This is a genomic window from Ktedonospora formicarum, from assembly GCF_016587355.1.
Classification (GTDB): domain Bacteria; phylum Chloroflexota; class Ktedonobacteria; order Ktedonobacterales; family Ktedonobacteraceae; genus Ktedonobacter; species Ktedonobacter formicarum.
Genome location: NZ_BNJF01000002.1, coordinates 367866 through 391153, shown reverse-complemented (window position 1 = coordinate 391153; position 23288 = coordinate 367866). Strand labels below are relative to the sequence as shown.

The following is a 23288-nucleotide window of genomic DNA, read 5'->3' as shown; positions in this document are numbered from 1 at the left end:
GGCCGAAAGAGCAAGAGAAATTCATGCTTAATGAACAACCGCGAGGATTTAGTACCTGCGCAAAAAACGTTGGGATCAAGGACACTACGCTGGATTTTACGGTGATCGCTTCCGATGTCCCTGCTTCGGCTGCCGCGATGTTTACCCAGAATCGGTTTTGTGGAGCTGCTATTCATATCGGTCGCGAACATATTGCCAACAAGCAATTGCAGGCCTTTGTCATCAATAGCAAAAATGCCAATGTCGCAACAGGCGAGGAGGGGCTGGCGAACATCCGTGAAGTTGTGCAGCTTGTCGCCGATGCGTTGGCGATTTCCCCTGAGAACATATTGCCATCATCAACGGGCGTCATTGGGCGACAATTGCCAATGGAGAGGATCCGTCAAGGTATTCGAGGGCTTGCGCAAGAAATGCAACCCGGCCAACTTGAGCGAGCGGCAAGTGCCATCATGACAACCGATACCCATCCAAAAATGCGTAGTTGTCGTATTGGTGACGCTGTGCTTGTGGGGATCGCCAAGGGTGTTGGCATGATCGAACCAAATATGGCAACCATGCTGAGTTACTTCATGACGGATGCGCAGATTGAGCCAGAATTGCTGCATCAGTACCTACAAGAGGCCGTAAATATATCGTTCAATATGGTCAGCGTGGATACAGATACCAGTACCAGCGATACCGTCGCCATAATGGCGAATGGCTTGGCGGGACCTGTAGACCATGAGGCCTTTCGACAGGCCTTGCAACATATGGCTGTCGAGTTAGCAAAAGAACTGGCACGTGATGGAGAGGGTGCCACAAAACTGATAGAAGTAACGGTTGCGGATGCAGAATCCTTCGCACAAGCAAAACGTGTCGCGAAAGCTGTTGCCAATTCTCCGTTGGTCAAGACAGCTGTTTTTGGTGAGGACCCGAACTGGGGCCGCATTGCTATGGCTATCGGGAAGTGTGAGGAGCAAACCGCTATTCTCCCTGAAAAAGTTTCTATCGCTTTTGGAGATATTCCCGTTTACCAGGGGGAGCCTCTTCCTGATGAACATCTTTCGCTCGTTAAAACCTACTTAAGCAATGCCGAAATCTGTATACACATTTCCCTCGGGCTCGGTAACGCCTATGCAAGAGTTTGGGGTTGTGATCTCACAGATGAATATGTCGCGATCAACGGCAAATATACGACCTGAGCAGGAAGCGGGGGGAAACATCATTTTCTCCCCGCTTCCCGCCTTTGCGCGTGACTCCCCATTCTAACCTCTTTAGCAGGCGCAGTACAGAAGAGAGAACCATCAAACGAGCGCATTGCCTCGGTTACGTGGAGAGATGAGAGGGACGCAGATGAGAACTGTTTCGATTATTAATATTACCAGTTATACAGCATTGGAGTTAGTGCGCTTACTGGCCCAGCATCCTGAGTTTCGAGTCGTTTCAGTGATTGGGCGTAGCGCGGTGGGCAAGCGCTTGGAGGAGATATTTCCACACCTGCGGAGGCTTCCTCCACCATCTGGTCAGCAAACGCCTGGTGTGGATCCTGCTCTTGTCATCACTGAAGAGCCTGCCCAGACTGACCTCGCCTTTGTGTGCCTTCCACATGCGGCGGCTGCTTCAGCAGTGGAGCGGCTGATCGAGTGTGGAATTAAAGTGGTCGATCTATCAGCGGATTTTCGCCTCCATGAGAGCGAGGTCTATGAGGAGTGGTACACCCATACTCACCCTGCTCCCGCTCTCCTGAAGAGCGCCGTCTATGGCCTGCCAGAACGTTATCGTGAACAGGTCTGTCATTCGCAACTTGTCGCCAATCCCGGCTGCCACTCAACCGCCGCCATTCTGGCACTCACTCCTGCTCTGGTGGCTGGCATAGTTGGCCCTAACGTGATTATTACCTCTATCACAGGCATCAGTGGAGGAGGGCGTACTCCCGCCCTCTCTTACCATTATCCAGAAGCGAATGAGGATGCGTGGGCATACAGCCTTGCGGGGCACCGTCATCTGCCAGAAATAGTACAGGAGCTTGAAGCCGCCGCTGCAACTGGTGGTCATCCTGTTGAGGGTGGGCTACGGTTGACGTTTGTGCCACATATCGCGCCGATGACGCGTGGGATTCTCTCGACGAGCTATGCCGAGTTGCGAGCAGATGACCAGGGACACATCCCAGCAAACGAGGAATTGTATGCATTATATCGGGATTTCTATGCGAATGAGTCGTTTGTGCATGTAGTTGATCAGGCTCCACATACGAAATGGACCGTTGGAAGCAATCATTGTTTTCTCTATCCAATCGTTGATAAACGCACGCAACGCTTGATCGTTGTCGCTTGCCTGGATAACCTGGTTAAGGGGGCCTCGGGTCAGGCTATTCAAAATGCCAATTTGCTCTGCGGTTTCCCAGAGACACTGGGATTGGTAGGCCTGGGCATGGTTCCTTAGCCAGTGTCACAAAGTGTGCTTTCGTAGCAAAGGCTGAGTTTTTTGTAGCATAACCGATGTTCCTGAGTTTATGCATGCGGTTGGGGAGGCGTGTCAAAAAACGGATGTTTATGAAACAACATATCTGAGAGCCTTTTCTCTTGACAATTTCACCTTCCCTATTTATAATCTGACCGGTCAGATTATAAATAGGGAAGGTGAAATTGTTATGCCTGAATCTGGAAGAAAACGGGGACGAGAGCGGATCTATGATGCGGAAAGAACGCGTGAGAATATTCTCAACGCAGCGGAAACCCTATTCGCTCAGCATGGGTTTGCCGGGACATCTGTAGAAGCTATCGCGGTTCTCGCGAACCACACGAAGAGTTTAATCTTTCAGTATTTCGGCGATAAGCTAAACCTTTATACTGAAGTACTGAGACGTGCTCATAGGGAGGCTAACGAATTGCGGGCGCGTGCCTTTGCTCCCTTATTTGAGCAAGCAAAATCCCCATTGGAGGCAAGCCAGTTCCGAGCCTTTCTCGAAACCGCAATTGGTGGTTTGTTCGATCACCTGGTTGAACATCCGCGCCTGATGCGTATATTACTCTGGGAAATGGCGGAAGGGTGGCAAACCTATGCAAAGATTAGCACACATTTACCCACAGACAAAGTTGAACAGTTGGAGCACATTTTTCGACAGGCTCAGTTAGCTGGGATCCTGCGATCTGATTATTCTCCTATCATTCAATTGATGCAAGCTCTCCAGACCTGCCTGTCTTACCTGGCCTCTTTACCTCTCTACCAGACCTTCCTGCCAGAGATAGAGGCTGAAGTAGCTCCTTCAAGTTTGGCTCAGGGGCGAGAATATCTCATTGCCTCAGTGGTTGCAGGAATCGTCATTGATTCACCAACAGCCAGTTGACCTGAGTAAATGCTTGTTTCTCAGGTGTGTTGTCAAGCAAAGAAGCGCAAAGGAAACTATGATGAAGACTTTCAATGTTCCCTTTACAGGGGTGCAAGAAACACTCCTTCTCACACTCGCAACCAGGGCGATGGATAATCGCTCAAAGCGCCCGATTCTGGGTGATAAGAAAGCCGAGGAGATCGCCCAGCAGCTTGATTACGACTTCCAAAAATTGAAAATCCCGCAAAAAGAGAGCTTTGGAGGGGCAATCCGAGCAAGGATGCTTGATGACTGTACAGCGGAATATCTCGCAGATCATCCGGATGCAACAGTGCTGGATCTGGGATGTGGTCTGGACAGTCGAAGAGAACGGGTCAAACCGCCGAAGAGCGTTCGCTGGTTCGACATAGACTATCCCGATGTGATTGAGATGCGCCGCCATTTCTACACTGAAGATGCTGGATATCAGATGATTGGCGCTTCGTTGACCAGTCCCCACTGTCTGGATGCTATTCCTACGGATTATCCTGCTATCATCGTTGCAGATGGGTTGCTGCCATTTCTGACCGAAAATGAAATCACGCAACTCTTCAGACGATTAACCGCTCATTTCCCAGGTGGGCAATTGGCGTTCAATGGCTACACTAAGCTGGCGTCGCGACTTATTGTCTCTCATCCATCGATCAAGGCGATTGGTATGAAGCCTGCCAATCCAGGCTTCGATGATCCTCATGAGCCTGAAAGGTGGGATCCGCTCCTCAAACTCATTGGAACATCATCTATCGTCGGATCGCCATATGTTGCCAGGACACCCTGGGCCTATCGCGCTACTTGCCGCTTGATGTACAGTTTGCCTGCATTGAGGAAGGAAGGAGGCTGGATCTTTCGCTATCAGTTCTAGCGCCTTTATGATGAACTTTATGTTCAGGAGATTGCTTGATAGACTGGGAGCAAGATTTCATCCACCAGATGTTCCAGGTGTCTGGCATCCATCGTGGTTTGATGCAAAATATTCTCTATACGTATTAAATCAAATGGCAAGGTCAGGGTGAGAGGACTGATCTTCCTGATTTTTTCACCACGAGCTTGCGCAAAGGCTATTATTTTTCTCATCGTTAAGGCGTTTTTCTCTAGCGCATATTTTCGATGGTTCTGTATTTCTTCACCTTGCTGGCTCATTTCAAACAAAACTGCGTTCATAATCTCTGGACCTACCTCTATATACACGCTTTGATAAAGCGTCAATAAACGTAGTAAGTCTCCGCGCAGGCTCCCTGTATCTGTAATTTGATCGATGAGTTCCCCATCAAGCGCTTTATGTGTTTTATACTCCATGATTTCATGGATAAGGGCAAAATGACTTCCCAGCGACGGTAGAGCACAGTACGGCTTGTTCTGGTCATATGGGCAATTTTTTGAAACGTGAGATTGACATAACCATCTTCCTTTAAAACTTCCACTGTCGCTTGATAAATACTTTCGGTTAATACATCTCCACGTCTACGTCTGCTTCCTCGCATCGTTGCTTGATAACTATTTTCGCTCTGGGAACCCCCACGTCTGTGGCTGCTTCTGTGCTCTCTCTCTCTTTGCATAACAAACCCGCCTCTTTTATAAAGTCTCTGCCATGAGTATACCATATTTTTAGATACACATTGTACTTTATTTCAAAAGATGGTATACTTTTCCCTAGATAAGATACACTATGTACCCTAAGAAAGGTGAAAAATGTCAGAGGAAAAGATCTCGAAGGATATCATCATCATTGCTCTGGTGGCCGTGCTTGGAGCACTCCCACCAATGTTGGACGCTACTATCATCAATATTGCAATCAACGACCTGGCTAAAACCTTTTCCGCTACGCTCGCAACGACACAATGGGTAGTTACAGGTTATACGCTGGCTCTAGGGATTGCCGTGCCGTTTTCCGGCTGGCTGATCCAGAAGTTTGATGGGAAGAAGATTTTCATGAGCGCGTTGGGGGTGTTTTTGCTCAGCTCTTTGCTTTCCGGCCTGTCCTGGAATATACCCAGTTTAATTGCCTTTCGCTTATTGCAGGGGTTTGCCTCAGGCCTGATGATTCCTACCTTAACCACCTTGCTTGTCCAGTTGGCAGGGGGTGATCATATTGGACGTTTGATGTCCATTGTGGGTATACCGATAGTTCTGGGCCCTATTTTAGGGCCGGTTATCGGCGGTTTGATATTGCAATACCTGAATTGGAACTGGCTGTTTTTTGTCAACCTGCCAGTCGGGGCGATTGCATTATGCTTGATACAATGGAAACTCCCTGCTTTTGAGGCATCGAACAAATACGCAAAGCTCGATTGGCTTGGCGTCCTGTTGCTAGCTGTAGTTTCTGGCTTCTGTATCTATGGGATAATAGAAGTTGGAAGGGCAGATGGCCTGATGACCGGTATTCTGGCAATTATTACAGGTGTTCTGGCAGCTGTGGCCTATATCAACTATGCATGGAGAATGCGAGGCCAGGCATTGATTCCACTCGCTTTGTTTCAATCAAGAAATTTTAGCGCTGCGTTTGTCTCTTTGTTTTTAGCGGGATTTGCGACAAATGGACCGATGTTGCTCTTGCCAATGTTCTTTCAAAATGTACGCAGCCTGGATGTTATCACATCGGCTCTCTGGTTGATCCCCCAGGGTGTGGGAATGCTGGTTGCTCGTCCGTTGATTGGACAAATGACTGATAAGATCGGGGCACGTTGGGTTGTACTTCCCTCCATCGTCCTGACAATATTGGGAACTCTGCCATTTATATTCTTTGATAATGGAACAGAGGCCTGGATGATTTGGACTGTTCTCGCCGTGCGCGGCATGGGCGTTGGTGGTTTTACCATCCCAGTCATGAGCGATTCCTATGTGGGCTTACAGAAACCACAAGTTCCCCAGGCCAGCGTCGTGACCCGCATTGTCCAAAATATCGGCGCGGCCTTTGGCTCAGCTCTTCTTGCCACAGTTGTCGCAAACTCCTTCACCGGGAACGCGCATTCACTTTCTAACACCATCGTCGCATATCACATGAGCTTTATCGTGAGTTTAATCTTTATGGTCATCAGTATTCTTCCAGCATTGTTCCTCACCAATAAGTTGAGGAGAAGTGTTAGCGAGGGGAGAATCAATCTGTACCAGTATTACCAGTACCTATCACGCAGGAATAAACGTCAATTTCATCCTGAAAAAAGCGATAAACTTGCAACAATCAGAAGAAAACCAGCCTGAGTGAGCTATAGAAGGGATTGAAGAGAACCCTCCCTTAGACCACTCGCTCAGGTTGGTTGCTTTTTATGCACCACGATCTGTGCCAAGCATGTCAGAGGTAGATTTGATGGTATTGCGGTAGTACTATCAACACTTGTGGCAATATGACAAGCACACTCACACACCACGTTCGTTGCACTCGGACTCCGGCATTTGTGTACTTAGATCATTGAAACCTCTTCCTATCTCTTTTAGCATGTACATCAGAATGTTTTAGCTTGGTAGCCCTATTGCTCAGAAAGTAAGAATATTCGGATGTAGATGAAAGTATGGTTTCATCACATTGTAGCGACTCAGAAGGGGAGAGACTCAATGAAAGCAAGAAGTGCTAGCATCATCATGCAAAACAAAAACATTATCTACATTGTGCTCGTAACTGCACTCATATTGCTGCTGCCATTGGTAGCAATGCTGTTTACTGATGAGGTGTCATGGGGCCCGGTTGATTTTGCTGTTGCAGGTGTTATCTTGATTGGCACTGGTCTCACATATGAGCTGATAACGAGAAAAGCGAGCAATATCGTGTATCGGTTGGCCCTCGGCTTAGCGCTTGCGACAGCATCCTTTCTCGTCTGGGCAAACCTTGCCGTTGGACTCATTGGAAGTGAGGGCGAACTCGCGAACCTGATGTATATTGGAGTGCTCGCCGTCGGAATCATTGGTTCCCTCATCGCACGCTTCCAGTCCCGTGGAATGACACTCGCGTTATTTGTGACGGCGCTTGCTCAGGTGTTGGTTACTGTGATTGCACTAATCGTCGGGATGTATCGGTATCTTGGAAGTTCTGTGTCCGAGATCTTGATGGTGAATGGTTTTTTCATTGTGTTGTGGGTCGGTTCGGCATTGTTGTTTAGACGCGCAAATGCCACAGGCTCGAATCGGAATTAACAATTCGAGTCGTAGTTTGTGGTATGCAATGCTGAAGTTCATCGAGTCTGCTGCTTGGTCAACCGTTGTGCCTGAACGCGTAAGCCATTACCAAATGCCCCATTTGGTAATGGCTCAAAGCAATAATGTCAGGCCATTTATTTCCACTCTGGTCGAGCGTCAAGGGGGGCAACCACAATATAGTGGTGCGTCGTTAGGTAGAGTGAGAGGGATCGTGTGAGAAAGGAGGAGCGTGAAGGCTTCGGCGTTTCCCTGGTGGCTTAAACCAGCCAACCAGTTAATCATCCTGCTCAATCGTCTGGGAATGTCCATCGGTACCATGTATATTCTCTCGATCCCTGGTCGTAAGACTGGCAAAATACGCAGTACGCCGATGTCGGTTCTGCGAGTGAACGGCCAGCGGTACATCCTGACCGGAGCAATGTGCTGTCATAGAAAACGCTCTTTATCAGGGTCACGGACGAGTCTTATAGCCGTGAGATACATGCGTCACGGAAACCACGACAGCCTCATGGTGGGGTTCGTCCGGTCCTTGGCATTGTAAGTGAAGGCAAAGACAATGGTCCTAGCCTTCTTGTCTTTGCCCTGGCTGCCTGTTACTATACTGAGGTATTTATGTTGCTTGATTTAACACAAGCAACACGTAGAATGATTGCTTGCGAATCTACTACCAACAAACCAGGAGATTCAGTGTATCGCTTGACTGAATCTCCTGGCCTTGTATACTTCATACCCCTATAATGATCCTTGTTGAGAAGCACTCTCAGTGAGAAACCTTTTGCCTTTGGCTCTTCCCTGTATACTCACCACCCCTCCGCTGGCGATCTCCCGCTACCCAATCCCGACTTTCCACTGGTCAGTGTATGGTTTTTCCAGCGCTTTCAGGTACACACTGGCTTTCGCGTAGAAGATCAGGAGCGCCTCGTGGTATATCAGGAACTGGACGTAAAGGGATGGGGTGAACCCGTGTCCCCGGTCAATCTGCTTGTTGTGAATGTCATCTTCTGATAATTCACTCAATGCCTCGGCCAGTTCTGCGTCCAGCTTTTTGTACCAGGCAGTGAGTTTCGCCACACTGTTTGTCTCTTCCACCTGAGAATCGCGGTATCCCCAATCCTGCTTAAATGTCTTGAAAGAATGGATATACACCTGCTGGATGTGTGCCATTTCCTCGCACAATTCGCCGAAAGTTGGGTTAGATCCGGGGAGCTTGTAGGCCAAATCCTGGTCAGAGATCATGCCCATCAGTTGGTCACGCAGGTCGTGTATTCCCGGAAGCTCATGCTCGATAAGGCTATTCATATTCATCCTCCAAGAGGCCGATTGATCATTCAGCGTAAGATGTACTGGGGCAAGATCGCCCCGGTAACGTCTGAACCCATGTGAAGAATTTAATTGTTCGCGGTATCGAAAAGTCGTCCACCTGCCTCGAAATAGTGATCTGCTAGCTGATAGGCCGTTTCTTCTGGGATCGGTGTGCCAAAGAACATGCAGCCCAGGCAGAGCGCACTTACATTCACTCCAGTTTTCTTCAGAAATATCTGTTTCATCTCTTGCTCACTTTCATCATTATGAGACCGTCAAGATCTCGTTCCAGCGGGTGGTGTAGCGTTGAGAGCGCCTCATTTGTCGTATCGACCAGGATCGCTTCATGCCTTGGGTTCCAAAGCACAGCGTATGGCGGCCCCAGGTGCCATTGACTTCATCTACCACATGCATCAATCGTTCCTGTATCATATATCGTTCCAGCGAAAAGATGCCAAACAGGTCTGTCTGGAGCATCTCCTGGGTCTGAAATTCGGACAAAAAGATGCCAGCCTTCTTATAGTGATATCCAGGGGCATAGATAGTGTGTAGCAACGCTATTGCCAGATCCAGAATATCGGGCGTAAACGCACTGGCAACGGGCAAGGTCGCTGTGGTGCTTCTGGCATATTGCGGGACCCGTCGATCAAAAGGGTTGGTATGAATGAAAATACTCACCTGCCTTGCCAGCGACCGTTGGCGTCGTACTTTTTCGACGGCGCTTACCGCATAGGTTGCTATCGCTTCTTCGAGTTCGTGAAGGTCTTCAATAATGCGTCCAAAGGTCCGTGAGACCATGATGCCCTGCCGAGGCTTCTTCCTGGTTTCCAAAGGCAGACAACTGATTCCTTGCAATTCGAGCGTTGCTCGCTGAGCTGCGACGTTCAAATAGTGCCGTATCCAGACATGATTGGATTGCTTCAAGGTGTGTGCAGAAACGATACCCGCTGGACGCAATTTCGTAGCTAACTGCTTTCCAATGCCCCACACATCCTCAACGGCAATGCCTGTCAACCAAGCGTCAACTTCCTCCTCGGACCAGGCAAAGAGATTGAGCACGCCTTGAAAGATAGAATGCCGCTTAACCAACTCGCACGCGATCTTGCTCAAGACCTTGGTTGAGGCTATGCCTACCGAGATGGGAATACCGGTTTCTTGCAACACACAACGACGAATCTCTTGTCCATAGATTTCACACTGTGCCGCAGGTACATGGCTTAGATCCAGCCATGCCTCATCAATCGAGTATATTTCTAAAGCTGAGGTGAACCGCGACAAGACCGCCATGATTCGGTCAGACATGTCTTGATAGAGCGCGTAATTGGAAGAAAAGACTGCCACGTGATGCTGTTTGACAACGCGTTGGCACTTAAAGAGAGGCATACCCATGGCAATCCCTAACGCTTTGGCTTCATTACTCCGTGCCACAACGCACGAATCGTTATTGGAGAGGACGATAACGGGGTGCTGGCGAATCTCCGCAAAAAAGACCCGTTCACAGGAGACATAGAAATTGTTGCAGTCCACCAGCGCAAAGACGTGTGGTTTCATAGCTCCCCTCGTCGTATCCATCCTCGGAGCCGTGCTCGCAAAGAGACCCCAGGGCGCAGACTTCTTACTACATAGGTCACCACACCCCAGACCTCAAAGGTCATTTGTGGGGTAATGGGCAGTGGCGGAAAGCGCGGGTGGGCGGAGCACAGGATCACTGTTCCATCCTTCTGTTGTGTGTAGCGCTTGACCAGAAAACCATCATTGACCAGGGCAATAATGATGCTCTCGTGATGCGCCTTCAGCGCACGATCTACGACTACAAGATCGCCATCGATGATGCCAGCCCCTTGCATTGAGTCGCCCCGGACTACCATATAGAAAGTTGCTTCCCGATGTTCTTGCAGCAGATCATGAATATCAAGTGCTCGCTCGCGCCATCCTTCGGCGGGTGAGGGGAACCCCCCTCCTACTTCTCCTATATAGAGACACAACACTCCACGCTTTCCTCCTCTGTAATTGGCAGGCTCAGTCTCTCAACCACTCATAGTTCCATAGCTGAGTTGCTTTGCTCTAGTATGGCTCCATTACCGTGAGAACATATGTTCTACTCTCTATGATAACGAGTATACCCAACACGCAATCAAACAATCAATATTTTCTCATACCAATGGTGCTTTGCCTGCATGAGCAGCGATGATTTCCCGGTAATCCTGTTGAAAAAGATCTCTCGATTTCTCACAATGTTTGCAGATAGGCCAGAATAGCTGGTACTCCTTGCTGAACAATTTCTGGAGGAGGAATCTGGAGCTGAGGATTCTGGCTCAGACTAAGTGTGTGGAGATTGATAAGTTGCCCTAATTGGGCAGGCAAACTACGTAAGCGATTCCCATCTAAACTTAGCCATGTCAGATTGACAAGTTGCCCAAGTTCAGCAGGTACATTCCTAAGCTGGTTCTCTTGCAAAAAGAGTGTTCTCAGATTGAGAAGCTTCCCTATTTCAGCAGGAAGGCTACCAAGCTGATTTATATGAAGATATAGTGTGACCAGGTTGGGAAGCTCTCCTAGTTCGGCGGGAAGGCTACTCAGTTGGTTCTTGTCTACACACAGCGTATGGAGATTGGAAAGGCGCCCAATGAAGGTTGGGATATTCTGTAGTCGATTTGTATCGAGGTAGAGCTCTTGGAGATGTATGAGCTCCCCCAATACAGGAGGCAGATGGGTGAACCGATTCTCACTCAGCCCAAGGCTTTCCAGATTGATCAGTCGACCAAGTTCGACAGGTAAGCTGCTGAGTTGATTCTCGTTTAGATCGAGATCGAGTAGAGATGTCAACTGCCAGAGCTCAGGAGGGCAATGTGTCAGACCCAGTTCCGCAAGACTCAGACGCAATAGGTTCCCTTGTTCATCATAATATTCGTTCCAGTCATGTGAGGGAGAGACTTCAGAGTGATACTTGAGCCGTTCCACCAATGTGTGATCACGCGATCCGTGTTCTGGTATCATTCCTTCGCGGTCAGAGACGAAGTTCCTTTTGCTGACATGTTTTCCCAAGCTATTAAAAATTCCTCCTTCTATCAACCCCTCTTTAATTTGTCGTGGTAGCTCATCCCAGTGTTCCTCAAAATACGATGTATCGTTAATTCCTGTGGCGATATCATCAAACGCATCATTTAACGCAGCTGCCAAACATGGATCAGAGGTGCGTGCCCCGAGCGCAGAAAGTACGATTGGGAGGTCAAGGGTGTGATGAAAAGTTGCAAGGTGCCCCAGACATTGGATTGCCACCCATTGAATATGATGGTCTGGGTCATCAAGCAAGGCCAGGCAGGCATTTTGGACCCAACGCCAATCTTCCTCGTAGTAGGTCACACCAAGAAGGGCATCTATGATGTGATTTTTTATCCCTAATGCAAAGGCCAATTCTGCCTCTGCTTTTGTATGTGGTTGAACTGGCTTATATGTCATTACCTTCTCATCTTCTCTCAATTAGCCTTTTGTAAATATTCGTGCAAAAGATAATACTCCACATCCCGCTCTTTATATTTCGGGATGTGTAAGTTTGCCTTTCTTCATAAAGGAGAGGTGTTCCTGTGCCTGGTCTCGTCGTTTGGGGGAGTGTGTTTGGAAGATACAGGTTCATCAATGGTGGCGAGATACTCAAGCAGGAGTCGATGCGCGAAGATATAACTGCCTCCCACTTTCCGCAAGAAGAGCCGCTCTGTAGCTTCGTCTAAGAAGGGAATAAGCTTCCAGGGAAGGCTATTTGTGCGCCAGAGAATACTTCGTATAAAAAAGTGCTGGATGAAGCCATACAGCCCGAAGATTAGCCCACCAATCAATCCTAAAGATAGCCCTGCGAGCAGCAGCCCGCCGCTCAGCCCATAACGTTGTATGGCGAATGGTCCAAAGACGAGCATGCCAAGCGGGATGCTCACCAGTCCGGCGCAATATCACGCCACTTCTTATCGGCAGAGGTGTAGGAGTAGAAGACGGTGGCGCCTGCCTGTTTTTGTTGTAGCTTCATGCCCTCGTAACATTTTGTCCTGGTCGATCATCTATTCTTTCGTAGAACGAGTCTAACATATGGTGATGTCTATGTCTAGATGCGCGCGAAAAGCGGGGATGTGAAATCCTGCTGGTGATCTTCACACAAGTTCAGCTTGCGTACAAGCTGGATGACCTGTGTTTGCTTGGGCACGGAGCTTTTAGCGGGAATGGCACCTATATGGTTCTCTTGATGGGAATTGTCTTATGATAATGAGCGAGAATCATCTTCAAAAGTTTTCCCTTCTTCTTCGTTTATCGAGAACAATGTCATTGGCTGCTCCCCTTTGAGACGAGATAGGCATACATTCCACAGATTGGGAGAAGGGGCTGTCAGCATTTCGGGAATAATATATGTCCCATCAAGGGAAGTTTCTGTGCTTTCTGATTTGAGCAATGAAAGCTTGTATGCTAGAAATCTATGTATATGCTCTAATTCTGCCTTTTTCTTCTCTATCTCCCTCATCTTTTGGCGAATATGCTCACCTTTTCTTTGGAGGGAAAGTTCATTGGCCTCATCTGCGGTGATGAGTTCTTTGAGTTCTGCTAATGTAAACCCCGCTGCCTGACCGGCTTTGAGCATCAGGAGATAGGTAACCATCTCCTCTGGATAATCTCGATAATTGTTTCCCTCACGGTGGATCAAATGTTCCCCGAGAAATCCTTGCTTCTCATAAAAGCGTATCGTATGACGCGTCAAACCAGTCTTTTCTTCCAATTCTTTGATGCGCATAGAAAAGTGCTCCAAAAAAGGCTTGACTATAAACTCAGGTCTATAGTTTACACTCGGGGCATAGAAGAGGCAAGAACCTTTGAAAAGGATACAGGGCTTTCCAATTCTAGAAGAGGAGGTGAAAAAGAAGAGCTTTCCTTGTAGAATACAAAAACCAAGACCTACAAAGGAAAACTCTGCATGGACTATAACATATGGACGCTAACAGCGCGAGCCGAAGAGGATCCTGAGAGAGTTCCAGTGACCTCGCTTTATCAGAGCTTACAAGCACTTTCAGACAAGAGAAGAGGACAAGGGAAGCGCTACGAACTCGCCTTGATTCTCTCGCTCCTTGTGCTCGCCAAGTTGGCAGGGCAAAAGACCCTGAGTGGAGCCACCGAATGGATTCGTCATCGCGGAGGGGTTCTCGCACAGCGCTTCGGGCTGCGTCGGGAGAAGATGCCATGCCAGATGACCTACTGCAATGTGCTCGCAAGAGTAGATGACAAGCACCTCGACGTGCTGCTTTCAGCCTTTTTCACCCGGTGGGAGGCCCAAAGCCGCTGTGGGGAGGAACCAAGTCGCTTACACACCCCATCTGCCCAAGCGGATCATGCTCACATTGCCATTGATGGCAAAACGTTGAGAGGGACCACCCAAGGGGCTCATCCTGTACATCAACTCAGTTGTTATGAGGTGGCAACGGGCACGGTGCTGTGGCATTGCAACGTGGGGGAGAAAGAGAACGAAATCAGCGCCCTCAAACCCTTGTTGACCTCTACCTGCGTGAGTGGACGCATTCTGACACTGGATGCTATGCACACGCAACGGGCATTGTGTGCTCTGGTGCAGCAGTTGGGAGGGGACTACCTCCTCATCGCCAAAGGCAACCAGCCGACGCTGCGAGAGGACATTGCGGATCTGCTGGATGATCCCTTCCCTGATCGGCGGCGCTGGCAGCAGGCAGAGACCTGGAGCAAGGGTCATGGGCGGTTGGAACATCGCCAACTCCTCTGTAGTCCAGATCTCAATGAGTGGTTTGGCAGAGATTGGGTCGGTATTGAACAGGTTTTTCGCCTCCAACGAACGACACGCCTTCTCAAGTCAGGCAAGATGCGCCACGAGGTGGTGTACGGGATCAGCAGTCTCTCGTTACGTCAGGCTCCTCCTGCACGAATACTTGAGCTTATCAGGGCGCATTGGGCCATTGAAAATCGCCTCCATTATCGACGAGATGTCTCCCTAGGCGAAGATAGCTGCCAGACGCGCACTGGCTCAGTTCCCAGCCTGCTTGCTCAGCTCAATAGTACGGCATTAAGCCTTATGGATCACCTTGGGGTTCGCAATGTCGCTCGCCAGATGCGCTTCTTGGATGCTCATCTGGATCAGGCTCTCAATCTTCTTCTCACTGGGCAATGTTCCGTTTATTAGAATTGGAAAGCCCTGGAAAAGGATATAGCACTCACCAAAAAAGTGTTAATGTCCTTTCAAATGAGCAGAAAGTAGGAACCATGAACAGCAATAATATAAGTATGCGAGGAAAAGTTTGCCTGGTGACAGGTAGTAGCTCGGGCATTGGCAAAGTCACAGCGAGGGAACTGGCAAAAATGGGCGCGACCGTAGTGATGGTCTGTCGTGATCGGGGGAAGGGAGAAGCCGCGCGAGCAGAGATTATGGAGGAAAGCTCAAATGATCAGGTGGATCTGATTATCGCGGACCTCTCGGAGCTATCACAGGTTCGCCGCGTAGCCAGTGAGTTCAAACAGAAATATTCTCAGCTTCACGTTCTCATCCATAACGCTGGGGGTATTTATGCGGAGCGCAAAACAACCTCTGATGGATTGGAACAGACTTTTGTCGTCAACTATCTGGCCCCTTTCCTGCTTACAAAATTGTTATTGGATGTGCTTCAAGATAGTATGCCAGCTCGCATCATCAATGTCAGTTCAGACGCGCATCCTTATGGGAATATTGATTTTGCAGATCTACAAGGTGTGCAAAAGTACAACTTTGTGAAAGCCTATAATCAGTCCAAGCTTGCGCAGATTTACTTTACCTACGAATTAGCTGATCGACTTCAAGACGTAGATATCACGGTCAATGCGCTTCACCCAGGTCGAGTCCGCTCTAATTTCAATAGTGGCACCAAAGGCCTTATGCATGCTGTCGGTGAGGTCATCTACTTCTTAACTGGTATCTCTGAAGAGCGAGGGGCTCAAACGATGCTCTACCTGGCAACCTCGCCTGAGATCGAAAAGGTGAGTGGGAAGTACTTCTCTGACAGTAAGCAGGTCCCTTCTTCCAGGCATTCCTATGATACCGTGGTACGCCAACGGCTTTGGGATGTCTCTGAGGAGTTGATCCAGCAAAATGAGCTTTCCCAGCAAGTTCCTAAAAAGTAAGCAGAAATACATTGCCACAGAAATGGGGCAAGTCTCATAGTGCCGGCTTTCCAGCATCCGAAATATTCTAGATTTCTTCAACGGGCATCAAAGATCCTTGGCAAGCCAAAGTATGAGGTCATGGTCGACGGTGACCGCCTCTCCTTGTTTGAGCGGGTGTTGTCCCTGGCACGCACCTCGTCCATCTGGAATATAGCCGCGCTTGGCATACAGCCGTTGTGCGGGTCCATATTCATCAAAGAGGCCAACTGTTATGCCTGCCTGAGTGGCGCGAGTGGAGATTAATTGTTCCGCTGCGTCCATCAATTGTGAGGCAATTCCTTGTCTCTGGAACTGGGGGAAGACCCCTAGATGGTGGATCAACGGAATGTTCTGCTGCCGAAACTGCGGGTAGTTTGATTGCCAGCGGATGGTGAGATAACCAGCCAGGCTCTCTGCGTTCCATGCCAGAAAGGTGTCAGCTTGCCCTTGCTCATGCCCGGCGAAATGGAGATGGGCTTCTTCTGGATGGACTGGGTAGACTTGCTCGCTAAAGAGTTGGATGACTTTGACCAGTTCCGTTGGAGCAACTCGTTCGATATGAATATTAGTCATAGCTGTCAACTTCCTTTTGCCTGGATGTAACCAGATGCTTCTCCGGGATCGGGCTCTCAGTTCAATTATGATCTCTCTTTGTTGGAAAGTATAGCCGGTGTTTGCCGTTCAAAGGGAGGCGGAGCAACCTGTACGATAGGTTCTTGACGCGTCTTTTGCTTCCTGGGTATACTACGAGCAAGGGACAATAAGTATCCTCGCGATGAGGCTCGCGTAATGCCATTGGCTGATAGCTTCTACCTGACTCACACTTGCATATAGAATGCTTCAATGTGTGTGATGTGGTAGAAGCTTTTTTGCTTGTTTGTTCATGAAGGAGTGGATCTGAGCCCAGAGAAAGAAGGATGAAAGGAGGAAAATATATGTATGCTCTAGTCATGAGAAAGGAAGTGATAGGATGAGTTTACTGCGTGCTGGTAAAGCGCTGGCACTCACAATGTATATTGGCGAAGCGGATCAATGGCATGGGAAGACACTGTATGTCGCTATTGTCCAAATGCTACGAGAGGCGCGATGCGCTGGAGCAACTGTCACGCGCGCTATTGCAGGCTTCGGAGCGGGTAAGATCCTCCATACTCAAGAGCGTTTTCATTTTGTGTCTGATGCCACAGTCATTGTGCAGGTGATAGATCGACCTGAGCGCCTTATGCGCTTGCTTCCACAACTGGAAGCCATGCTACAAGGTGGTCTCATAACCTTGCACGAGGTAGAGGTCCTCAAATATACCCATGTACATTCGCATAGATTATCTGCAAGGTTGTCAGTCAAGCAGGTCATGGAGACGGCAATAGTGACCGTATCGCCAGAGACACCGGTATCATACCTGCTCTCGCTGCTCATAGATGCTCCCTTTCGCGCATTGCCCGTCGTTGATGAATTGAACCACCTGATTGGAATCATCAGTACTCATGATCTCGTCGAGGCGAAAGTGCTCTCACTACGACGCGGGGTCATGCGCACGATGCGCGATCTACCCCGTTCAGATCTGGAGACACTAGCTTCTCAGCCATCACAGCCCGATCTTGCTGCCAGCGAGATTATGAATCGTCAGGTTCATACCGTTTCGCCGGAAGTATCGGTCAAAGATGCTGCCTCTATTATGCTGGATACATCTCTGCATGTGCTACCAGTTGTTTTGTCTGACGGAACACTAGAAGGTATGATCTCGCGTTCTGATCTCTTGCAATTGATGGTGACAAGTCCGCTCGCTGATGAGTCTTCAGACCAGGGATCGCAGACAGTAAGACCGAGCCAACCATTGAGTTCCGCTCCGATATCACAGCAACCCATTGGGCCTTTCCATTGGGAATCGCGCCTACTGTAGAAGCCACTTTGCCGCTGCCGCAAGTAATTGAGGCTCTTCTCGCCTCACCCCTTAAGCGGGTCTTTGTCGTGAATGCGCAACAGCAGATACAGGGTGTCATTAGCGATGTAGATGTGTTAAACAGATTACAAACAAGCGAGCGTAAAAGTTTTGTGGGTCTGCTCCAAAACTGGACTCGCGGTAGACGACCACAACGACTCTCCTCTGGAGCCTTACATGTATTAACTGGTAAACCACAGGTTGCCTCAGATGTGATGAACCCGGAGGTAATAACAGTAAATGATACGACCTCCGTTCAGGAAACGATTGAATGTATGATGAAAAAACGTCGTGAGTTTTTGCCAGTCACTGATCGTCAGCAGTGTATACAGGGAGTCGTGGGGCGCTCGGATATTCTGCGTTTCCTCTTAGAAAGGTAAGATTGCTTCTATGGCAAACCAATTACGAGCATCCTCTCGCTTGCGTGGAAAGCGCCTTCGCATCTTTATAGGAGAGGAGCAAAAGCAGCAAGGGAGACCGCTGTATCAGTTACTACTTGAAGCCGCGTATCGACATGGCGCTCTAGTTGCTACGGTCCTGCGTGGGATAGAGGGGTTTGGGCCACAACAACGCCTGGCTACAAACCGCTTCTCAGATATTGCCGAAAACCTCCCTTTGATAGTGGATATCGTTATTCAGGAGCAACGCCTGTCGTCACTTCTGGTAGAGCTTGATTCACTGGTGGAACAGGGGATGATAACAAGTACGCCTATCGAAATGTTGTTGCCAGGGGGCGATGCCTGATGCTCGTATCATTGTTACTGTTCACTGGAGTTGGCATAGCTGGAGCCTGTGGAAGCGTTGCACGCTATCTCCTTGGGCGTATCATTATGGAACATATGAAGGGAAGCTTCCCCTGGGGCACATTTGTCATTAATGTGACAGGTGCCTGGTGCATTGGTCTGGTCTTTGCTCTGGCGGGGCAGCATGTGCTCTCAAAGGAGCTTCAGACAGTTCTGGCGACTGGTTTTTTGGGAGGTTATACCACCTTTAGTACAATGCACTGGGAGGGAGTTCAGCTTATGAGAGGTGGCAGAAGATTCCAAGGGATATTCTATCTCATAGTAACCTATATGCTTGGTTTGAGTATGGAAGCCGTAGGTATGTGGCTAGGATGGGAGATCACGCGATGAACACTCTCTCAACTCGGCGTCGCCTCCTGGCTGTATTCGCGGGTGGCTTTTGTGGAGCGCTCGCGCGCGCGCTCCTAAGCGTGCTGATTCAGAGCCATCTTGGCTCTGGGTGGCCTTATGATATCCTTCTCATCAATTTGTCGGGAGCGCTGCTCCTGGCTTTTTGTACAGTTCTGGCAGATGCGACAACCTTACTTGCCCCAACCCGACGTCTCTTTGTCAATGTTGGTTTTATTGGTGCCTATACCACCTTTAGTAGCCTTGCAATGGGTGATGTTTTGCTTCTAGCTCATGGTGATTGGCTACCAGCGTTTCTCTATCTCATTTTGAGTATTGTAGGGGGCTGTATTGTAATTCTGCTTGGTGACTGGCTTGGGCAATTATTCCTTCAACGCGTGCGCCACCGGGCGCATAAGGTCGCGTCGCGTCCACTCACCAGGCCTTTAAGTGATCAGAGCGGAGTTGTTGATATCGATGATGATCTGCTTCTCCCTGAACAAGATGCACGGCGATGGCGGCAATAGTGAATTGAGCGCAAGAGCAAAATATTTTCAGGTGTGGACAAATCATCAGTATAGAATCGAGCGAGTTAAGTGCAGACTGAAGGTTCGCTGCTAGAGACTATTGACGATATCACCGGGTGTCGCTTATAATCCCATTTTGTAAGCAAGTGAGAGGTATTTCTCGCCATACCCAGGTACACAGAACACTGGGGCGCTTTTCCAGGTAAAGCAACGTTTGTGTGAAGAGGAATAGAGAAGACTTCAGGCATGTTCCTCTTCTTTGAGAAGTAACGCGCTCTGGTCGGGCGATGGAGTTCGCCGAAACCGCCCTTTGGGCTGATGACTCCTACCAAAAAGGATCATTTTCTTTTTTGGTAGGAGTCTTTTTTATCTGCATTTATAGATAGCGCTTTCTAACAAAAGATGCGCGCAAGTACCAATTACAAGGTTCCTAACTCGCCTGGTGGAGAACTCGCTCATTTGTAAAACGAAAATGGAAATAGAGGAGCACTAAAAACATTGTCAATTGGAAGAGAAAAAGTACGTCGTTTAGTTTCATCATATGCACAAAAGTGGATTCATCTGGCATTGTTGGGAGCTTTTATAAAGTGGGTCTTTTATGGGAGCTTGATCGGATTGTTAGCGGGCACGGCGTCAGCCCTCTTTCTAACTGCCCTGGAATGGGCAACCCAACAACAGACTCAGTATTCCTGGCTATTGCTATTTTTACCTCTTGGTGGGGCACTGACCGGATTTTGCTATCAAAATTATGGCAAGAATAGTAGTAAAGGTAATAATCTCATCCTTGAACAGATTTCGGAGGGGCAGGAAAGCATTCCCTTTCGTATGGCTCCATTTGTATTATTCAGTACAGTGCTGACTCATCTCTTTGGAGGCTCGGCGGGTCGAGAGGGAACAGCCGTTCAGATGGGAGGTAGTTTTGCGGAACTGATTGGAAAGATATTCAGGGTTGATGCTTTTGATCGGAAATTGCTTCTCATGTGTGGCATAAGCAGTGGGTTTGGTTCCGTCTTTGGGACGCCACTCGCTGGTACTATTTTCGGAATGGAAGTGGTTGCCATCGGCGTTGTTGAGTATCAGGCCTTACTCCCTTGTTTTGTGGCGAGCGTTGTTGGCAATCTGGTGACACTGGCCTGGGGCATTCATCACGTTCACTATGCGATGGGTCCAGTTCCCGCTATCTCCGCCCCTGTGCTGCTAGAAGTGGTATTGGCCTCCATTATTTTTGGCCTGACCAGTATCCTCTTTAGCGAATTGACCCATTGGCTCAAGAAACTATATACCACCCTTTTTCCCAACGTTGTGATAAAAAGTTTTGTTGGAGGAGTCCTGCTGGTACTCCTGACCTACGGAATCGGGACACGAGACTACTCTGGCTTAAGCATTCCCCTATTACAACGTGCATTTGTCGAGCCAGTTGCTCCCTGGGCATTTTTTTTGAAAACGGTGTTTACCTCATTGACATTAGGGGCGGGTTATCAAGGTGGTGAGGTTACGCCATTGTTTGTCATTGGTGGCACTCTGGGTAATGCTCTGGCGGGGCCGCTTCATTTGCCTCTGACCTTTCTCGCGAGCCTGGGTCTGGTCGCCGTTTTTTGCGGGGCGACCAACACACCTATTGCCTGCTTTGTCCTGGGCATCGAAATGTTTGGGTCGCAGGGGTCGGTATATCTGTTTCTAGCCTGCGTTATTAGCTATCTGTTCTCCGCACATACGGGTATCTATCAATCTCAACGCATTGGTATCTCGAAATCACGATTCTATATTATCCCAAGGGCTGCCACATTAGCCTCACTCCGAGTGAAAAAAGAAAAGGATGGCAAGTAGCATGCTAGGTATCGTTGGCATCTTTATGGATACTGCTAACCTGATCGATTGTATTTGCGATCCTTTTCTCTGACCGCTCTGCGATGCAGTGAACGTAACCTGTTGGAACTTACAGGCTTCAGGAGCAATTGCGCTCAGCAGAGTAAGCGCGAATCTGAGGTCTAAGAGGGCTATTTCTCGCCAATGACAGCTACGCTAGTGTAATGTCGGGAGAGTGGCCCTTGCTCTAAATGCACCTCTCGTAGACCTTCTTGTCGCAGTATTGGCATGATTTGTTCTTCGAGTGCAGAATGAAGGGGCTCCCACACTTCTAGCTCCCCCTGCTCATTCATTTTCCCAGTAGAAAGGGTGATGACGACCCTGCCACCTGGCTTAAGGACCCGACACAGTTCATGGAGCGCGTGTGAAGATCCCTGTGATTGTGACCAGAAATACAACGTGTGGATGGTCATGATCTTGTCGAAATACTGATCCTCAAAAGGGAGAGCGGTGATGGTACCTTGTGAAAGGATAACCTGTCCGGCTTTTACAGATGTTGCGTTTCGCCGCGTTGCGGTCCGTACCATCTCTTCTGATAGGTCAATGCCAATGATACGTCCGCCATCGATGTGCCGGGCAGCCAATTTTATTGCCTGCCCGGCCCCAAAACCTACCTCCAGTACTGTGTCAGTAGGTTGGACATCAAGTAGATGAAGCGTCCAGAATGTCTCTGGCTGATGTTGGCGTACCATCTGCTCTCCGGCAAGACGTCCCATCATGCCTTTGGGACATTCGTAGTGTTTTTGCAACACTGCGTCGAAGGCGTGTTTGATCTGGATCATCACGTATTCCTCTTTCTAGAATGATTGTTCTTAGCATAGCATTGCTCCAGTGATAAAACAATCACATAGATGCTATACTCTTAATAAAATTTTTTTATATAAGAGGAAGTGTGTTGTGTATGGATCTTCATCAGTTACAAGCCTTTGACCAGATTGTCCTTCAGAATAGCTTTAGCAAAGCTGCGCGGAAATTGGGGATTTCCCAGCCAACGATCAGTTTTCGGATGCGTGCGCTTGAACAGGAAGTAGGAGGCGAGCTCTTCCTACGACGAGGGAGCCGTCTGTATTTGACGGAATTGGGAGAAGCCTTTCTTCCATATGCTCAAACAGCGCTTCGAGCTATGACTACTGGAGTTGACGTGACGAGGCGAACGCTTCGAGGTGAAAAGGGGCAATTGAAAATCGCAACGCTGCCTTCCCTGGCAACTGGTTTTTTTTCGACCACCCTGGCGCGCTTTCATCGCCACTATCCTCAGATTGAGGTAGCAATTCATACGGGGCATACGCGAGAAGTGGTTGAGATGCTTTATGAACACGATGTCCATCTGGGGTTTGTGGTGGGACCCTTCTTTCATCCAGATATTGAGCCTCTGCTGCTGATGAAAGAGCCGTTAATGCTGGTAACACATCCTAATCATTCACTTGCGCAAAAGGTGTCCCTTACCCTCTCGGATGTGGTGAGTCAGGGGCATCCATTTTTTCTTGTTGATTGGAGTTTGGAGGTAAAACAGTGGCACTCCAATCTATTAGCTTCTTCGTTAGCAGAACGCCTTGAGGTTCCACCTCAAACGGCCTATGATTTAATCATGCATGGGGAGGGGGTCGCACTCTTGACCCAAACCATGGTGAACCAGGATGTGAAAACGGGGAGATTGGTTGAGCTACGGTGTGAAGAGATTCCCGATTTTTTCCGCGAAAGTCAATTGGTACATCGGAGGGCGGACCCTTCGCATCCAACAGTTGTGAGAGAATGGTTTCGGTTTTTTCGGGAAGAAGCCCGGCATTATTTGTCCTTATAAGTATGCTAGGTACCTCTTTTGCCTCTTTATTGTAGCTAATAGTAATGCACAAGTGGTTCTCTCTGCCAGAAAAGTATCA

Annotated in this window: 26 protein-coding genes and 1 riboswitch; of the genes, 15 read left to right on the top strand and 11 right to left on the bottom strand. The window is 48.7% G+C overall.

The features are described 5' to 3' along the window. Positions 1 to 23: 23 nt before the first annotated feature. From argJ to K3T82_RS20760, 4 genes are all read left to right on the top strand, one after another. Positions 24 to 1181, top strand: a complete 1158-nt coding sequence (argJ, locus tag K3T82_RS20775) for a bifunctional glutamate N-acetyltransferase/amino-acid acetyltransferase ArgJ (RefSeq protein WP_220195463.1) — start codon at positions 24 to 26, stop codon at positions 1179 to 1181. 151 nt (positions 1182 to 1332) lie between these two features. Then, entirely contained in the window at positions 1333 to 2421 is a 1089-nt protein-coding gene (gene argC, locus K3T82_RS20770) for an N-acetyl-gamma-glutamyl-phosphate reductase (RefSeq protein ID WP_220195462.1), read from the top strand. A gap of 208 nt (positions 2422 to 2629) precedes the next feature. Next, complete coding sequence (locus K3T82_RS20765; protein WP_220195461.1) at positions 2630 to 3325, top strand: TetR/AcrR family transcriptional regulator; 696 nt, start codon at positions 2630 to 2632, stop codon at positions 3323 to 3325. A 58-nt stretch (positions 3326 to 3383) separates the two neighbouring features. Further along, on the top strand, positions 3384 to 4208 hold the full coding sequence (locus K3T82_RS20760; RefSeq protein WP_220195460.1) for a class I SAM-dependent methyltransferase: 825 nt from the start codon (positions 3384 to 3386) through the stop codon (positions 4206 to 4208). A gap of 23 nt (positions 4209 to 4231) precedes the next feature. Here K3T82_RS20760 and K3T82_RS20755 read toward each other — a convergent pair whose 3' ends face one another. Then, on the bottom strand, positions 4232 to 4642 hold the full coding sequence (locus K3T82_RS20755) for a TetR-like C-terminal domain-containing protein (protein ID WP_220195459.1): 411 nt from the start codon (positions 4640 to 4642) through the stop codon (positions 4232 to 4234). Positions 4643 to 5035: 393 nt separating this feature from the next. Between K3T82_RS20755 and K3T82_RS20750 the strand changes: the two genes are divergently transcribed. Then, entirely contained in the window at positions 5036 to 6544 is a 1509-nt protein-coding gene (locus K3T82_RS20750; RefSeq protein WP_220195458.1) for an MDR family MFS transporter, read from the top strand. A 351-nt stretch (positions 6545 to 6895) separates the two neighbouring features. After that, positions 6896 to 7471 carry a hypothetical protein gene (locus K3T82_RS20745; RefSeq protein ID WP_220195457.1) on the top strand — a complete coding sequence of 192 codons (576 nt, stop codon included), beginning with the start codon at positions 6896 to 6898 and terminating at the stop codon, positions 7469 to 7471. Between the two features lie 277 nt (positions 7472 to 7748). Here K3T82_RS20745 and K3T82_RS20740 read toward each other — a convergent pair whose 3' ends face one another. The 8 genes from K3T82_RS20740 to K3T82_RS20705 all read right to left on the bottom strand — a co-directional run bounded on the left by K3T82_RS20740 (position 7749) and on the right by K3T82_RS20705 (position 13547). Beyond that, positions 7749 to 7904, bottom strand: coding sequence for a hypothetical protein (locus K3T82_RS20740; protein ID WP_220195456.1), 156 nt, complete (start codon positions 7902 to 7904; stop codon positions 7749 to 7751). A gap of 398 nt (positions 7905 to 8302) precedes the next feature. Further along, entirely contained in the window at positions 8303 to 8773 is a 471-nt protein-coding gene (locus K3T82_RS20735) for a DinB family protein (RefSeq protein WP_220195455.1), read from the bottom strand. Positions 8774 to 8862: 89 nt separating this feature from the next. Then, a complete protein-coding gene (locus K3T82_RS20730) occupies positions 8863 to 9021 on the bottom strand; it encodes an aldo/keto reductase (RefSeq protein WP_220195454.1) in 159 nt (52 codons plus the stop codon). Between the two features lie 19 nt (positions 9022 to 9040). After that, a complete protein-coding gene (locus K3T82_RS20725) occupies positions 9041 to 10327 on the bottom strand; it encodes a Y-family DNA polymerase (protein ID WP_220195453.1) in 1287 nt (428 codons plus the stop codon). After that, positions 10324 to 10764, bottom strand: a complete 441-nt coding sequence (locus K3T82_RS20720; protein WP_220195452.1) for a LexA family protein — start codon at positions 10762 to 10764, stop codon at positions 10324 to 10326. Before K3T82_RS20720 ends, K3T82_RS20725 begins: the two co-directional genes overlap by 4 nt. Positions 10765 to 11005: 241 nt before the next feature. Next, entirely contained in the window at positions 11006 to 12235 is a 1230-nt protein-coding gene (locus tag K3T82_RS20715) for a hypothetical protein (protein ID WP_220195451.1), read from the bottom strand. A 104-nt stretch (positions 12236 to 12339) separates the two neighbouring features. Continuing rightward, positions 12340 to 12687, bottom strand: coding sequence for a hypothetical protein (locus K3T82_RS20710; RefSeq protein WP_220195450.1), 348 nt, complete (start codon positions 12685 to 12687; stop codon positions 12340 to 12342). Between the two features lie 332 nt (positions 12688 to 13019). Further along, a complete protein-coding gene (locus K3T82_RS20705) occupies positions 13020 to 13547 on the bottom strand; it encodes a MerR family transcriptional regulator (protein WP_220195449.1) in 528 nt (175 codons plus the stop codon). Between the two features lie 180 nt (positions 13548 to 13727). Here K3T82_RS20705 and K3T82_RS20700 point away from each other — a divergent pair, with 180 nt between their 5' ends. Continuing rightward, entirely contained in the window at positions 13728 to 14957 is a 1230-nt protein-coding gene (locus K3T82_RS20700) for an ISAs1 family transposase (RefSeq protein WP_220191658.1), read from the top strand. A gap of 80 nt (positions 14958 to 15037) precedes the next feature. Further along, entirely contained in the window at positions 15038 to 15928 is an 891-nt protein-coding gene (locus K3T82_RS20695; RefSeq protein WP_220195448.1) for an SDR family oxidoreductase, read from the top strand. A gap of 87 nt (positions 15929 to 16015) precedes the next feature. Here K3T82_RS20695 and K3T82_RS20690 read toward each other — a convergent pair whose 3' ends face one another. Continuing rightward, the gene (locus K3T82_RS20690; RefSeq protein ID WP_220195447.1) at positions 16016 to 16522 is read right to left on the bottom strand and encodes a GNAT family N-acetyltransferase; all 507 of its coding nucleotides are present in this window, start codon (positions 16520 to 16522) and stop codon (positions 16016 to 16018) included. 397 nt (positions 16523 to 16919) lie between these two features. Here K3T82_RS20690 and K3T82_RS20685 point away from each other — a divergent pair, with 397 nt between their 5' ends. The 6 genes from K3T82_RS20685 (at position 16920) to K3T82_RS20660 (ending at position 21369) form a co-directional block, all read left to right on the top strand. Further along, positions 16920 to 17846, top strand: a complete 927-nt coding sequence (locus K3T82_RS20685; RefSeq protein ID WP_220195446.1) for a DUF190 domain-containing protein — start codon at positions 16920 to 16922, stop codon at positions 17844 to 17846. 8 nt (positions 17847 to 17854) lie between these two features. Continuing rightward, complete coding sequence (locus K3T82_RS20680) at positions 17855 to 18265, top strand: CBS domain-containing protein (RefSeq protein ID WP_220195445.1); 411 nt, start codon at positions 17855 to 17857, stop codon at positions 18263 to 18265. Positions 18266 to 18275: 10 nt separating this feature from the next. Continuing rightward, positions 18276 to 18629 carry a DUF190 domain-containing protein gene (locus K3T82_RS20675; RefSeq protein WP_220195444.1) on the top strand — a complete coding sequence of 118 codons (354 nt, stop codon included), beginning with the start codon at positions 18276 to 18278 and terminating at the stop codon, positions 18627 to 18629. Then, positions 18629 to 19018 carry a fluoride efflux transporter CrcB gene (crcB, locus tag K3T82_RS20670; RefSeq protein WP_220195443.1) on the top strand — a complete coding sequence of 130 codons (390 nt, stop codon included), beginning with the start codon at positions 18629 to 18631 and terminating at the stop codon, positions 19016 to 19018. The genes K3T82_RS20675 and crcB overlap by 1 nt, the downstream gene beginning before the upstream one ends. Continuing rightward, positions 19015 to 19542, top strand: coding sequence for a fluoride efflux transporter FluC (locus K3T82_RS20665; protein ID WP_220195442.1), 528 nt, complete (start codon positions 19015 to 19017; stop codon positions 19540 to 19542). The genes crcB and K3T82_RS20665 overlap by 4 nt, the downstream gene beginning before the upstream one ends. A 274-nt stretch (positions 19543 to 19816) precedes the next feature. Then, a riboswitch (Fluoride riboswitch) is annotated at positions 19817 to 19877 on the top strand. 169 nt (positions 19878 to 20046) lie between these two features. After that, positions 20047 to 21369 carry a voltage-gated chloride channel family protein gene (locus K3T82_RS20660; RefSeq protein ID WP_420799330.1) on the top strand — a complete coding sequence of 441 codons (1323 nt, stop codon included), beginning with the start codon at positions 20047 to 20049 and terminating at the stop codon, positions 21367 to 21369. A gap of 170 nt (positions 21370 to 21539) precedes the next feature. On the opposite strand, the gene K3T82_RS20655 is transcribed toward K3T82_RS20660, so the two are convergent. After that, positions 21540 to 22190: a class I SAM-dependent methyltransferase gene (locus K3T82_RS20655; RefSeq protein WP_220195440.1), complete on the bottom strand. Its 651-nt coding sequence runs from the start codon at positions 22188 to 22190 to the stop codon at positions 21540 to 21542. A 119-nt stretch (positions 22191 to 22309) separates the two neighbouring features. Between K3T82_RS20655 and K3T82_RS20650 the strand changes: the two genes are divergently transcribed. After that, complete coding sequence (locus tag K3T82_RS20650; protein WP_220195439.1) at positions 22310 to 23209, top strand: LysR family transcriptional regulator; 900 nt, start codon at positions 22310 to 22312, stop codon at positions 23207 to 23209. Positions 23210 to 23288 lie beyond the last annotated feature (79 nt).